The sequence below is a fragment of the Halopseudomonas salina genome (assembly GCF_014637955.1).
GTDB classification, from domain to species: Bacteria; Pseudomonadota; Gammaproteobacteria; order Pseudomonadales; family Pseudomonadaceae; genus Halopseudomonas; species Halopseudomonas salina.
Genome location: NZ_BMFF01000008.1, coordinates 1 through 14,638, shown reverse-complemented (window position 1 = coordinate 14,638; position 14,638 = coordinate 1). Strand labels below are relative to the sequence as shown.

Here is a 14,638-nt window from a genome sequence, read left to right as displayed (position 1 = left end):
ATTATCTCGACAAACCGAACCGCTGGGACCCGCCTGCAACCAGGCCTGCAGCACAGCCAACCAGCAAACCACTCACGTGAGCCGCATTGGCTATGGCACCAAAACCAAGCAGTGTCACCAGGCCCGAGAGGCACAGCACCAACCACACCAGCATCAGCACCACCACACCCTTGGGCAGCGCAAAATGCACGTTCGGCGCCATTAACTGGTAAATCCAGCAATAACCCAGTAGCCCGTATAACACACCAGACAGCCCGCCAAAGAACGGCTGCCCGCTGAACAGCCATTGCACGCTGTTGGACACCAGACCGAACAGCAACGTCAGCCCCAATAGCCAGAGCGAGCCGGAGCGCAGCTCTATCCGACGACCCAGCTCCCAGTACCAGAGCGCATTGAAAGCCAGATGCATCAGGCCAAAATGCAGAAATATCGGCGTGATCAGCCGCCACCATTGGCCCAGGTCAATCTGACTGGCCATATACTCACTGTTCTCTGGTGGCACAAAGGTAAACATCACCACACCGTCAACCTGGCTGCCCAGGCCGGTGAGCAGAGCCACCACGCCAGTAACCAGCAGCACGCCAAGCGTCAGAGGTATTCCCCTGGCCGTTTGCATCCAGCCTGCACTCCCGGAGGGGCCCCGGTTTCGCACTGCAGGTCGGATATCAGGCGTCTGCGGAACGCCTTCGGCATAGCACTCTCGGGCAAAATGTGCACCGGCTTCGTCCCGGGTCCAGACAACCTGCTGATTGCCCTCCTCGGTAACGCGATGGACCACTCCCTGGCTGCGCAAATAACGGGTAAAGCTGGAGAGGTCTTCCTCCAACGGACACTGCAGGGCGCGGAACATATTTACCTCTTCAATTTTTACGGCTGCCGCCAGGTTCTGGTCATGCCAGCCTGGGCACGTCTACCCACACGAAATGGTCCCGCTGCAGACGGTGCTCACCATCCCAGCGATAGGCGACCAGCTTGCCATACTTCACCGCGCTGTAGTCCAGGCATGCCAGATTGGGTCTCAGCGGGTGCGGATCGCCCTGCTGCCAGTAATGTCCCACAAAGAGAATTGGTTGCTCACTGCCATAGATCAGCAGCTCGGCTTTCTGACTATCGGTCAGCGGCCGGGTCGCTACGTCCTCGGGTAGTGCATCTGGCTGAAATACCAGATCGCCATAGGTCTGCGGCTCCTCTTCCCAGAACTTGGTACGAAAGCTGTGCCTGACCAGCCCATCCTTGCTGACCATTTTACCCCCATGGGGCAGACGCATCTCACTACCGCGCAGCAGCCGCTCGAGCACCTGGGAAGCGAATCCGCCATGCTCAGCTGCCGACTCCAGAAACTCCCGGTCGATTCGTCCATCAGGGTATTGCGCGGCAAAGGGTCTGATCAGGCTCTCGTCCCAGCAGGCATGCACCAGCCTGATTTCACCCAGGTCAAGAAACAACGGCAACCGGTAGAACCACTCCAGGTAATACGCCCATTCATCAGGCCACGGGGCCATCTGCTCCAGGGTTGCCGCCAATTGCCTGCGGTTGCGCTCGGTATGTTCCCGAATGAACTGCCTGCCGCTGCCCGCAGGTGCGGGTGTCTCCCAGGCCAGCGCATTGATCTCATGATTCCCCATGATGCACTGGGCGCTACCGGCCTCGACCATGTCGTGCACCAGGCGCAGCGCCTCACGGATACGCGGCCCGCGATCGATGATGTCACCCAGAAACAGCGCCTGACGGTGCGGATGTTGCCAGACGCCCTGATGCGGGGCATAGCCCATATTCTCCAGCAGCGTCTCCAGGGTATGCGCGCAGCCGTGGATGTCGCCAATAACATCGAATCCGCGGCCAGTATGCGCAGTCGGATGTGTCATTGATCAGTCAACCTGCTACTCCAGCCGAGCTTGCTCCGGCAGATGGCATAAAAATTGTGATCCAGGGGATGAATCAACCGCAGCTTTTGCGGCTTTTTGCGAATGGTGATCGAATCCCCCGGTGCACAGGCGATATGTACCTGGCCATCACAGCTGATCTGCGGGTAAATACCGCTTTGCTTGGAGATGACAATTTTCAATTCGCTACCGGCATCAACAACTATCGGGCGACTGGACAGGGTGTGGGGGAACATGGGCACCAGAACGACCGCATCAAGTTTGGGATGCATGATCGGGCCACCCGCTGACAGTGCGTAGGCGGTGGAGCCGGTGGGCGTGGCCACTATCAGTCCATCAGACTTCTGGCTGTAAACGAACTGGCCATCGACGTACAGCTCGAACTCGATCATGCGTGCCGACTTGCCCGGATGCAGAACCACGTCATTGAGGGCTTCACTGGTGCCCAGTTGCTCGTCATCGCGGCGCACGAAGGCATCCAGCAGAAACCGACTCTCGACCATGTAGCGGCCAGCCAGCACTTCACCGACCTGCGCTTCCAGCTCGTCGGGAGAAATATCGGTGAGAAATCCCAGGCCGCCGCGGTTTACGCCCAGCACCGGCACGTTGTAGCGGCACAGTGCGCGCGCCGCGCCCAACAGGCTGCCGTCGCCACCGACAACAATAACCAGGTCGCAAATTTCGCCCATCATCTTTCGTGAGCAAACCTGCAGATGGTGCCCCGGCAACAGATCGGCTACGGCATCCTCGAGAATAACCGTGTGGCCACTGTCGATCAGGAAGCGTTTCAGGCGCTTCAGGGTGTCCACCACCCTGCCGCTACCCAGCCGCCCGATCAAACCGATGTTGCGGAACTGATCCATACCACCTCACTGTTATGCCATAGCCGGTCAATCAGTGATTATCCGCAGCCAGCAGGGTGCTGGCAAATGCGCTGTGGTAATGAGAGGTGTCAGTCGGCGTCGCTCGCCGAGCGATTCTGCAGTCTGGACAGATCACGCTTGAGGGTAATATTGATTTTCTGTTGCAACGCCAGTTCGTTCTTGATGTCGTGTAGTTCACCCTGAACGATGGCCAGATGGTCCTTGTGACGCTGGCGCTCGGCAGCCAATTCCACTTCACGGAGCTGACGCAGCTCATCAAGCTGGCGCTTCAGATCACTGATCTGTTCCTTGTGTGCTGCCTGCTGCTCAGTGGCGGCAGCCGCAGCTTGCGCGCTGCTCTTTTTATCCTGCTCTGGCAACTGGCTGCCAACCCTTGCCTGTGGGCTGACCACGTTCCCGCCACCGTACCAGGCATCCTCCGCGGCCATCTGCAGATGCTCCGTCTGGATAACCGCCAGTGCCTCGCGGTCATCGCCCAGAATACCGAGGGTATTGCGCGTGACAGCTTCCTTGATCATCAGCAGATCGGCCTTGCCCTCCCGTTGTGCAGGCTTCCACAGATTCGGCTTGAATCTGTTGTCGCTGCAAAACCCCAGGCAGGCAAGACGGATAGGGCCGCCACCCATGTCCGGCCCACGGCCGGCTTTCTCTGCCAGTGCACGCAGTGGCATATTCCAGAGCGGGCTGATATGACCATCAAGATCGAAATCGAGAGTGAAGAAAACCGCCGCACGAACGTGCAGACGGTTATTTATCTGAACAAAAACGGCCTCGACAGTTTCATCGGCAAATTCCGGGGTCGCCACCATGCCATCAAGCAAGGCCTCGAATTCGGCATAAAGCATCTGCTTGGCAATACCCCGCTCCGCAAAAAACAGGACCGCCTCAGTCAGCAATGGTTTGTGCGTAATGTTCATGGATACCCCCGTGCCGCCCCTTCAACTCACCTGGTTAACAGGACTTTGCGCTTTTTTTGCGGCGATTGCACTTGGTCGAAGATCTTGAGGGGAAATGTAACCGAGGATTGTGACGAATTTGGCAGTAGGCGACAGCCAGAGGCGCGGCAGGAGCCGCGCCCGGCGATAGTCAGAGTGCCGCAGCCAGGCGAGAGCCCTGATCAATGGCACGCTTGGCATCCAGCTCGGCAGCCACGTCTGCGCCACCCACCAGGTGCACCGGCTTGCCCGCCGCTTCCAGGCCTGCCTGCAATTCACGCAGCGGATCCTGACCTGCACAGATAACAATATTATCCACCGCCAGCACCTGGGGCTCGCCCTCGGCAATGCTGACATGCAGCCCCTCGTCATCAATCTTCAGATACTGCACAGCGTTGAGCATCTTCACCTGACGACTCTTGAGACCCGCGCGGTGAATCCAGCCCGTAGTCTTGCCCAGGCCATCACCCACCTTGCTGGTCTTGCGTTGCAGCAGGAACACCTCACGGGCGGGTGGGTGCGGATGCGCCTCGACGCCGGCGATACCGCCCCGCGCCTCGATAGCCGGATCGATACCCCACTCGTCCCAGAACAGCTCGGTATCCAGCGCAGCACTCTCGCCCTGCTGGGTAATGAACTCGGATACATCAAAGCCGATACCACCCGCACCGATCACCGCCACACGCTTGCCGACGTCGCGACGCTGCAGGATGGTGTCCAGATAACCCAACACCTTGGGATGACCGATCCCGGGAATATCCGGAGTCCGTGGCACCACACCCGTAGCCAGAATCACCTCGTCGAAATCAGCCAGATCCTCGACGCTGGCCCGCTTACCCAGCACCAGGCGCACGCCGTGCTTGGCAATCATGCGATCGTAGTAGCGCAGCGTCTCGTAGAACTCTTCCTTGCCCGGAATCCGCTTGGCAATGTTGAACTGGCCACCTATTTCATCACCGGAATCAAAGAGTGTGACCTCATGACCCCGCTGGGCAGCCACAGTGGCGGCCGACAGCCCGCCAGGGCCGGCGCCGACTACGGCAATCTTCTTCACCTGGGTGACCGGCAGATAATTCAGCTCTGTCTCGTGACAGGCGCGCGGATTGACCAGACAACTGGTCAGTTTGCCGCCAAAGGTGTGGTCCAGGCAGGCCTGGTTGCAACCGATACAGGTGTTGATCTCTTCCGCCAGACCCGCCGCAGCCTTGTTGACGAACTCCGGATCAGCCAGGAACGGACGGGCCATGGACACCATATCCGCGTCGCCCTCGGCCAGTACCTGCTCTGCCACCTCCGGGGTATTGATCCGGTTGGTGGTGACCAGGGGGATATTCACTTCACCCTTGAGCTTGGCGGTCACCTTGGTGAACGCTGCGCGGGGCACCTTGGTGGCAATGGTTGGAATACGCGCCTCATGCCAACCAATCCCGGTGTTGATGATGGTTGCACCAGCCTGCTCGATCGCCTTGGCCAGCATCACCACCTCATCCCAGGTGCTGCCACCCTCGATCAGATCCAGCATCGACAGCCGGTAGATGATGATGAAATTGGCGCCGACGCCTTCGCGGACCCGACGCACGATTTCCACCGGCAGACGCATGCGGTTCTCGTAGCTGCCACCCCAACGGTCGGTGCGCTGGTTCACATGTTTGACCAGGAACTGGTTGATGAAATACCCCTCCGAACCCATGATCTCGACGCCGTCATAACCGGCGCTCTGAGCCAGTTGCGAGCAGGTGACAAAATCCTGAATCTGCTTCTCGATACCCTCCTCGTCCAGCTCCTTGGGGGTAAAGGGGTTGATCGGCGCCTTGACCGCGCTCGCCGACACCTGTTTGGGGCTATAGGCATAACGACCAGCGTGGAGGATCTGCATGCAGATCTTGCCGCCTGCTTCATGTACCGCCTTGGTCACCACCTTGTGGTGTTCGGCCTCTTCGGGGGTGGTCATCTTGGCCGCGCCGTGGGCAACACTGCCCTCCTCGTTCGGTCCGATACCGCCGGTCACGATCAAACCAACACCGCCACGGGCGCGCTCGGCAAAATAGGCTGCCATGCGCTCGAAGCCATGGGGTCTTTCCTCCAGGCCCGTGTGCATCGAACCCATCAGGGTACGGTTACGCAGAGTGGTGAATCCCAGATCAAGGGGCGCCAGCAGATGCGGGTAGAGTGCGTGCTCGGTCATGGTGTTGCTCCGGTCATATCATCATCAGGAAGCGACCGGATACATGCCCGGTCTTTATCAGTGCAAAGACAATAGGCCCCGAGGCGGCGGCGCTCAATCACCCTGAATGACATTTGTATGACTTTGGATTACATTTGCGCATGGGCCGCACAGCCTTTATTTATCCAGAAAGGAGCCGGCCTTGAAGCTTGGGGATCTATCTGTTGGCTACGTCTATAGCCTCAGGGCCGCATTACGCAGTCTGGGGCATGACGTCGAGCCCCTTCTGCAGCGCTTTCGTATCACCCGCGAGATGCTCGCGACGCCCCAGGCACGTATCAGTATTGCCCGCTTCATGCGCCTGGGGAATGCCGCCATCGGCCTGAGTGGCCGCGCAGACATCGGGTTGCTCATGGGTGAGCACAGCCAGGCCAGCCACCTGGGCCTGGCCGGGTTGACCGCCCAATGCGCAATGAACCTGCAGCAGGCCTTTGCTACTCTGGTCCGCTACGAACGCCTCTCGAGCCAGAATTATCGAGGCCACTCCAGTTTTGACGCACCCGCCCTGCGCTTTTACTCCATCAGCCCCTACAACGCCTTCAATCTGTTTGTGGTCGACTCCGCCCTGGCGTCCCGCGCGCGGCTGGGTCAGCAACTGACCGGCGGCGCAGCGCGACTGGAAGCTGTGCATATCGAGTTTCCCGCACCCGCCTACGCCGAATGCTACGAGCAGCTATTCAAATGCCCGGTGCTGTTTGGCCAGGAACACAATCAACTGATATGGCAGCCCGCGAGTCTGGAACTGGCCCTGGACCAGGCTGCGCCAGCCACCTTCAACCATCTGCAATCACTTTGTGACGCACAGTTATACGAGCTGGGCCGCCACCGCCGGCTACGTGAACGGGTCGAGGAAATCGTCTCTCCCCGGTTGCATCGTCAACTGCCGGGGCTCAGCGAAGTAGCTCGCGAACTGGGCATGGCGTCCTGGACCCTGCGGCGCAAGCTGCAGCAACAGGAACAAACGCGTTTTCAGGATATCATCGACGACACGAGACGCGATCTTGCCCTGACCTACGTGCGCGATACGGAGCTGGCCCTGGGGGAAATTGCTTTCCTGCTTGGATTCTCATCCCCGGCGGCTTTTCAGAGGGCATTCAAACGCTGGACAGCACAAGCCCCTGGACACTTTCGGCGAGAGCAGCGTCAGGTGAAGGTTGAAGGCTGAGGGTCGAAGGTCGAAGGTCGAAGGTCGAAGGTCGAGAAATAAAATACTGCCGGTAAGGGGGTAACCGGTGCAAGGATGGCAGAGCACCCGGATAGCTGACCTGGGGAAGGCCAGCCGAAGCACTTACATCTCTTCGGCGTCGTCCGCTTCCTGATCCCATTCCTGGGCACGTTTTTCCATCAATTCTTCTACATAATCGTTCATTGTTGATTCCTCTTTTGACAACGGTTACACACCAGGCAACTCAGGCCTGAATTGACCATAATTGCCTTGCGTTACAGTCAGATGAAGTCAATAGGGAAAAGTTCAGGTAACGCAGGAAATAACACCTGCACCAGCTGTCGTCCACGCACAGGATTACCGCAAAAAGAAGTCGCCGAGCCGCTATGGCCCCAGGATATGAAAGCGTCTGTCCATATCGGGCCGGTCGTAAACCTGGGTCAGGCTTTGCTGAAAGGCCTCCTGGGCCTGGTTGAAGGTACCTTGCAGTTGCTGATGCAGCTGAACACGCAAGGCTTCGCGGGTGGCGAGCAGCTCGCCACGCATTTCCATTTCCTTGCGCTCGCGCAGTAACGCTTCCTCGGCCTTCAACAGCGTAAAATCGGTTACCACCAGTGTTCCTGCGGCAGTCAGGAAGGCGACGCTACCGGCCACCAGTGCACCAGGCCCGCTGGGTGCTGTAACCGCAGCAGCCGTACCACCAGTACTGATCGCGATCGCCAGCCTGGGCGCCAACCGTGCAACGAATCCTGCCAACGCCCTTCTGCTGCCCTGCACCGCACCCAGGCTCATCAATCTGGGCATCAGGGAACGACGTAACAGCAAACCCAGCGTGCCGGCTCCCACAACCAGCGACGCGCGCGATCCCGCCTGCCAACGCTGCAGGTCCTCGGCACTGGCAGACCATCCCAGTCCCAGCGCCTGATCGATATTCAGCGTCGTGACTGGCTCTGCACTGACGGCTTCAGGGCTTTGCTGACGATGTGCGTACAGACCGGTCAGCTGTCTCTGCACCACCCGTTGCTGAGTGTCCGCCAGCGTCTGCCAACGCGCCAGCATGGCTGTATCAAAACCCGCCAGGCGCTGCTGCAGACCACTATCCTCGATCAGAAAATCAGTCATCCGCTGCTGCATGAAAACATCCAGATCCCCATCCACAGCGTGGTACAGACGGGCATAGGATCCGGGCATGGAGTAATACCAGTCCATATAATCGGGCAATGCAGCCAAGGCCAGAGCAAAGCTCTGGTCCAGCCATTGATCAGCCCACTGCTGCATCTGCTGTTCTGTCTGGTCCCGCTGCTGCTCGGTCAGACGTAGCAGATCGGTGTTGAACTGGCGCAACGTTGCGCCATCAAGGAGCAGCCGCTGATCGTTGACCAGGACGGAAAACAGACGATTATCGGCCAGTCGCTCGGTGAGCAGGCGCAACCCTGCGTTCATCGAGACAAACAGCACCAGCACGGCCAGTATCACCACCAGCAGTAGTCGAATCCGGCGCGCGAAAGTCATTTTCATCAGCTGTTACTCCACTGCGAGACCAGCGCGCTCACGCCGACCAGCATGCGCACCCAGGCCCAGGCGAATGCAGCGCCTCCCAGCAACAACAGACTCCAGGCAAGCAGTGCCAGCAGACCGCTGTCATCAATGTTGCCCAGGGTGTTCTGCAGCGCCCACTGCAGGGTCAGGTCCAGCAGGAGATAGACACGCTCGAAAACGGCGAGCAAGGCCATGCTGCTCTGCGCCTCTGGCAGATGCAGGCCCACCGCCGCGCCCCAGCCCATGCCGGTCATATCGGGCTGGGACGTATACAGGGAAACCAGTAGATAGCAAACCAGCAGCGGCAGCATCGCCAGCGGCACCGACAGGCGTCGGATGATCGCCGCCCGTACATGCGGCTTGAGATGGGCGCGCAAGCGTAGGTCCAGCCAGCTACCCAGAAACCAGAGCACCGGCACCTGCGCCAGCAGAATCAGCCATAACCAGCCAGTGGCATGCAGTAGCCTGGCCAGCATGAACAACGCCAGCAGGGAGGCAATCAGCAGATGCCAGGCGGTCATCAGCACACCACCACGCAGTAACCGGTGCCAGCCCGAATCAGCCAGCAGATATTGATCAAGCCATACGCGTCTGCGTAAACGCGCCGATTCCAGACTGCCAGTCAGAATCAGCCAGCTGATGGCCGCCCAAAGTGGCAGAAACAGCCAGCCCTGGACAGGATCGACAACCAGGCTCCAGCCCAACAGGGCAATAGCAGGCACGAGCAAGGCGATCACAGGCAGATAGGCTCCGATACAGGGATTTGTACCAGTCTACGCCTATGTGCTGCACAAACGAAAAAGCCCCCGGCATTTCTGCACGGGGGCTTCTCGAGGGATATGGCGCAGTGGACGGGACTCGAACCCGCGACCCCCGGCGTGACAGGCCGGTATTCTAACCAACTGAACTACCACTGCGCATCTGCACAGGGACCATGTCCGACTGAGCAGGCGCGCATTGTAAACATTTGGTCAGGCGAGTCAAGCACTTACAGCGGCTTTCGCCGGTTCATTGCGCCGGCCGAGTGTCAGCCTGCAGACGGCGGGCACCACCAGCAATGTCAGGACAGTAGAAGCCAGCAGGCCGGAGATGATCGCCCAGGCCATCGGCGGCCACAGGGTTGACTGCGAGAAAGCCAATGGCAGCAGACCGGCAATGGTCGTGGCCGTGGTCAGCAGAATCGGCCGGGTACGCCGCTCGACTGCTTCAGCCACAGCTTCAACGATATCCGCTCCATCGGCCAGACGCTGGTCAACCACATCGAGCAGCACGATGGCGTTGTTCACCACAATCCCCACCAGCGCAATAATGCCCAGCAAGGACTGGAAGCCAAAGGGAGTGCCGGACAGCACCAGACCTGGGAATACACCCACACTGGCCAGGGGCACCGTCAGCAGGATGATGCCCACACGACGGAATGAGTTGAACTGCAGCAACAGGAAAAACAGCAGCAGCAAAATGCCAATCGGCGCGCTGGTAAAGATCGCGTTGTTGGCGTCACCAGAGCCTTCCTTGTCACCGCCCAGCTCCATACGCACACCCTCAGGCAAGGGAGTCTGCACCAATTGGCTGTTTAATTGCTCAAGGATCTGACTGAAGCTGTAGCCATCCTCCAGCCCAGCCGTCACGGTCTGGACTCGCACTCCATTGCGTTGATAAACCCCGCCCGGCTGCCATTGCGGCTCGATTCGCGCCAGCGCAGTAAGCGGAATTCCCTGACCCGCATCATTGAAGATGGTGACCGACTTGAGGCGCTCCAAAGTCTGCGCGGTGCCCTCGGGTGAGCGTAGCACCAGGGCAATAGGATCACGCTCCTGGCGGTATTGTTCCACTGTCAGACCCAGGGTGGTGGTATTCAGCGCGCGGGCAATCCGGGCCCGGTTCAGGCCGTAACGCTGGGCCAGGGCGTCGTTGATCTCGATGCGCAATGCGGGCACCCCCAGATCGATATCATGGCGCACGTCCACCGCGCCCGGAATGGACCGGGTGACTGCGAATATCTGTTCGGTCGCGGCAATACGCACAGCGTCGTCATGGTGATAAAGCCGCATCTCGACCGGGGCGACCCGCGGTGGACCCTGTCCCAGGGTACTGGCAACAATTTCCAGCTGCGGGTAATGCTGCTCCACATGGTCGCGGACCCAGTGGATAATAGCGCTGGTCGCGGCCAGGCTGGTTGCGTCGACGACCAGGCGCGCGCGGTTGGAAGCCTGGGGCGAACGCCGCAGATTGTAGTAGAAGCTGGGTCCAGCCGAGCCGACAAAACGGTGTATCTGCTGCACATCCTGATGTTCGCGCAGGGCGCGTTCGAGCGTGGCGCTGACCGCTTCGGTCTGCTGCTGGTCAGTACCCTCGGGCATGTAAAGCTCGACCACCACCAGGGGCCGGTCGGCATTGGGAAAGAACTGCATCTTCACCATCGGTGCCAGCGTAAGGCTGCCCACCACTGTCAGTGCACCCAGCCCTATTACCCACCAGGGCGCTCCCGTGCTGGCTCGACCCAGCCCACGGCTCAGTGTGGCCATCCATTGGCTGCTATGTTTGGGCGCGGGTTTCAGAAAACGACCCGCTAGCAGCGGCGCAACACCAATCGCCAGCAGATAACTGACCGACAGCGTAAGCATGATCATCACCGGAATACCTCGGGTAAAATCTGCCGCTCCGCCCTTGGCCAGCAGCAAGGGAGTGAAGGCTGCCAGCGTGGTCGCGGTAGAGGCGCCCAGGGGGCCGGCCAGCTCCCGAATACCGCCATAAACCGCCTGCTCGCGGGTTTCGCCGCGATTCAATCTATCCTGGATGTTCTCCACCATGACAATGGCGTTATCAATCAGAATCCCCAGGGAAATGACCATCCCGATAACGGCAATCTGGTGCAGGATGCCTCCGCCCAGGTTGTATATACCCAGACTGATCAGCGCCACCATCGGCAGCATGGTCGCGACCAGCAGACCCATCCGCCAACCCATGCCGATGAAAACCACCAGCATGATGATCAGCACACTGCCCAACAAACTCAGCTCCAGCCCATCCAGGCGCTCTTCAACCTGATCTGGCTGGAAGAACATCTCATCTACCTGAAACGGCGCCAGATCAGGCCGTAAAAGGGTCAGACGTTCCCGCACACGCTGACCAAAACGAATCGCATCTTCCTGGCCACGCACCGCGGTCAGATTCACCAGAACCGTTTGCTCGCCATTGAACCAGGCCTTAGGCTGCGCCGGTTCAACCGGGCCGCGCCAGATCTCTGCCAGATTTTCCAGGGGTACGTTGCCGCCTTGGGGCAAAGGTATCTGCGTGCCCCGCAGCGCATCGATGCTGGCAAACTCGCTATTGGGCAGTAACCCCAGACGCTTACCGTCAGCGACCACAAAACCACCGGGAATAACCTGATTACGCTCCGCCAGAATAGTCGCAAGATAACCGGCGGAAATGCCCAGGCGCGCCATTTGCGCGTCACGCAGGGCAATGGTGATCTGCTCGTCCACATCCCCCTCGAGCTCTATACGCGCAAGCCCTTCCAGATCGGTCAGGTTGCGCTTGAGCCCTTCGGCGACTTCAGTCAATTCGACCAGCGACGCACTGCCGCGTACCGAAAGTACCACCGCAGGAATGTCGATCAGTCGATCATCCAGCTCCACGCGCGCTATACCCTCGGGAAACTCCAGCTCGGCACGGCTGATCGCCTGCCTCACGCGGTCCCACCCGGCATCAGTGTCGTAGATCGAATCGTCAAAACTGATATTCACCAGTGCCACGCCGGTGCGCGCGGTTGCCGTGAAGTAGTCGATTTCGTCAACCTGGGTCAGCTCGTCGGACAAGGGTTCGAGCACCAGGCGCTCGATAGCCTCGGCCATGGCCCCCGGATAGATGATCGTAATCAGGCCGGCCCGGTAGGGGAAACTAGGATCTTCCTGGCGCGCCATATTCAGATAGGAGGCCACTCCGAGCAGGCAGAGCATAACCACCACCAGGCCGATCAGCCGGGGACGCACCCACGTCGCCGGATTCATGGCAGCAACTCCACGGAATCGCCATCGGACAAACGGGTCAGGCCGGCGTATACCACCAGGTCACCGGCCTGCAGGGAATCACCGACCAGCGTTACCTGCTCGCCACGCAAGGCCCCCGCTTGTACCGGCACCCGCTCCACCCGCCCATCAGTCACCCGAAACACGGCCAGACCATCGTTGCCACCATTGGACAAACGCATCACTGCAGCCAGCGGGATCTTCAGCGAGTCATCGGAGGGCATACCAATACCCACCTCAACCGCATCACCGGTCCGCGCAGCCTGATGCTCCAACGCAACAACCAACGGATACAGCGCACTGCCCTGGGACGATCCCTGGCCTATCTCGACAACCCTCCCCAGCAACTGCCCATCTGCCAGGCTCTGCCAGACCGGCAGTTGCTGGCCAACGGCGAGACCCTCGAGCATATGACCTGGAATCAGTACTTCCACTTCCAGTCCATTGGATGCGGCAAGCCCCATGACCGGCTGACCTGGTGCGATGAACTCACCCGGCTCGACCAGTAATGCCTCAATGCGACCAGCAAAGGGGGCCCGTAACTGGCTTTCACCCTGTAGCTGTTCGGTCTGGCTCAAGGACGCACGGGCACTGGCGACACCGGCCTGCAAAGCATCCAGCCGTGCCTGTTGCTGCTCGCGCTGCTGGGCTGAAATGACCCCCCGCTCAAACAGCTGATCACTTCTCTGCGCCTCGCGCTCAGCCTGGGCGGCCTGTGCTCGAAGCTCAGCAAGCCGCGCCCTCGACGCATTGCGCGCGGGTTCCAGTTCAGGGTTGTAAAGCGTGGCCAGAACTTGCCCCTGCTCCACTGCCTGACCAATTTCCACTGAACGACTGCGCAACACTCCGCCCACCTGAAAGGTCAACTGGGCCCGTTGTCTGGCACGGACCACGCCAGCAAAACGCAAGGGCTCAGCCTCCGTTGCCACCTGCACCGGTGCGGCCCGAACCACGACAGGTCGATCACGACTTTCAGCCCCGCTGGCATTGCCATCATCGCCGCATCCAGCCAGCGTGGTCATCAGCAAGCCAGCCAGTGCCAGCGAAAGGAGGCGAGGTAGTTCATAATGGTTGGGCACGGTTGGCTCCAGGGTCTACGGGGACATTAAGAACATAATGTCATTTATTGACAGATTGTCAACGCACCCACACAATCGTTTACCAACCAATAGAAATGGACAAACATGAGTCTCGACCAGCGCCGAGAGCGAGAAAAGCAGGACCGCCGCGACAGCATTCTGGATGCTGCCGAACACATATTCTTCGCCAGGGGTTTTGAAAAAAGCTCGATGGATGAGATTGCCCGAACGGCGCAGCTCAGCCGTGCCCTGTTGTACGTGTACTTCAAGGACAAGACGGCAATCATGCGTGGATTGATGCTGCGTGCCGGCACAACGCTACGCGACCGGTTCGCTGCCGCCATAGAGCAAACCGACCAGGGCGCCGAGCAGATTGGCAATATTGGCCGCGCCTACTACCGCTTCAGTGTCGAGGAACCCAACTACTTTGACGTACTCACGCAGGCCAGCACCTTCGAGCATTTGGCCGACGAAGACGAACAAAGTAAAGCCCTGCAGGAATGCGGTGCAGAAGCGATGAGCATGATGGTCAACGCATTAATCAAGGGCGTAGCTGACGGCACCCTGAGCCGCGAGCGCGTCGCAGATCCGTTGATGACAGCCTACTTTCTGCGCGGCGCGATGCACGGCGTAATCATGCAATGCAGCAAATCAGCCGACGTCGATCCCAACCGCCCCGATCTGGAAACGCTGGTTGATTACGCCCTGCGGATGCTGACGCACTCCATGCGAGCCTGAGGAAAACGGGAAAAAGGAAGCGCGGAGCCCGAAGCCGGGAATGTCGAGTTCCACCTCGACAAAGTGCCAGCCAGAAACACTCACAGCCGAGATGGAACTCGGCAACTCCCGGATGCGCACCCCTGGGAACCTCGAGTTCCACCTCGACAAAGTGCCAGCCAGA

11 protein-coding genes and 1 tRNA gene are annotated in these 14,638 nt (G+C 59.6%); 2 read left to right on the top strand and 10 right to left on the bottom strand.

The annotated features are described in order from the left end of the window. Position 1: 1 nt before the first annotated feature. The 5 genes from IEV54_RS15305 to IEV54_RS15285 form a co-directional block, all read right to left on the bottom strand. A complete protein-coding gene (locus IEV54_RS15305; protein ID WP_150279018.1) occupies positions 2–850 on the bottom strand; it encodes a rhomboid family intramembrane serine protease in 849 nt (282 codons plus the stop codon). Positions 851–890: 40 nt separating this feature from the next. Further along, positions 891–1,865 (bottom strand): metallophosphoesterase, encoded by a 975-nt coding sequence (locus IEV54_RS15300; RefSeq protein ID WP_150279017.1) that lies wholly within the window; start codon positions 1,863–1,865, stop codon positions 891–893. Continuing rightward, positions 1,862–2,746: an NAD(+) kinase gene (locus IEV54_RS15295; protein WP_150279016.1), complete on the bottom strand. Its 885-nt coding sequence runs from the start codon at positions 2,744–2,746 to the stop codon at positions 1,862–1,864. Before IEV54_RS15295 ends, IEV54_RS15300 begins: the two co-directional genes overlap by 4 nt. A gap of 89 nt (positions 2,747–2,835) precedes the next feature. After that, a complete protein-coding gene (locus tag IEV54_RS15290; RefSeq protein WP_150279015.1) occupies positions 2,836–3,684 on the bottom strand; it encodes a hypothetical protein in 849 nt (282 codons plus the stop codon). 169 nt (positions 3,685–3,853) lie between these two features. Continuing rightward, on the bottom strand, positions 3,854–5,887 hold the full coding sequence (locus IEV54_RS15285; RefSeq protein ID WP_150279014.1) for an NADPH-dependent 2,4-dienoyl-CoA reductase: 2,034 nt from the start codon (positions 5,885–5,887) through the stop codon (positions 3,854–3,856). 181 nt (positions 5,888–6,068) lie between these two features. Between IEV54_RS15285 and IEV54_RS15280 the strand changes: the two genes are divergently transcribed. Then, a complete protein-coding gene (locus tag IEV54_RS15280; RefSeq protein WP_150279013.1) occupies positions 6,069–7,091 on the top strand; it encodes an AraC family transcriptional regulator in 1,023 nt (340 codons plus the stop codon). A 384-nt stretch (positions 7,092–7,475) separates the two neighbouring features. On the opposite strand, the gene IEV54_RS15275 is transcribed toward IEV54_RS15280, so the two are convergent. The 5 genes from IEV54_RS15275 to IEV54_RS15255 form a co-directional block, all read right to left on the bottom strand. Continuing rightward, on the bottom strand, positions 7,476–8,609 hold the full coding sequence (locus IEV54_RS15275; protein WP_150279012.1) for a hypothetical protein: 1,134 nt from the start codon (positions 8,607–8,609) through the stop codon (positions 7,476–7,478). Continuing rightward, positions 8,609–9,367, bottom strand: coding sequence for a hypothetical protein (locus IEV54_RS15270; protein ID WP_150279011.1), 759 nt, complete (start codon positions 9,365–9,367; stop codon positions 8,609–8,611). Before IEV54_RS15270 ends, IEV54_RS15275 begins: the two co-directional genes overlap by 1 nt. 103 nt (positions 9,368–9,470) lie before the next feature. Continuing rightward, positions 9,471–9,547: transfer RNA gene (locus IEV54_RS15265), tRNA-Asp, on the bottom strand. A 63-nt stretch (positions 9,548–9,610) separates the two neighbouring features. After that, positions 9,611–12,640, bottom strand: coding sequence for an efflux RND transporter permease subunit (locus IEV54_RS15260; RefSeq protein WP_150279010.1), 3,030 nt, complete (start codon positions 12,638–12,640; stop codon positions 9,611–9,613). After that, positions 12,637–13,737 (bottom strand): efflux RND transporter periplasmic adaptor subunit, encoded by a 1,101-nt coding sequence (locus IEV54_RS15255; protein ID WP_150279009.1) that lies wholly within the window; start codon positions 13,735–13,737, stop codon positions 12,637–12,639. Before IEV54_RS15255 ends, IEV54_RS15260 begins: the two co-directional genes overlap by 4 nt. A gap of 105 nt (positions 13,738–13,842) precedes the next feature. On the opposite strand from IEV54_RS15255, the gene IEV54_RS15250 reads away from it, so the two are divergent. After that, a complete protein-coding gene (locus IEV54_RS15250; RefSeq protein WP_150279008.1) occupies positions 13,843–14,475 on the top strand; it encodes a TetR/AcrR family transcriptional regulator in 633 nt (210 codons plus the stop codon). The last annotated feature ends 163 nt before the right edge of the window (positions 14,476–14,638 follow it).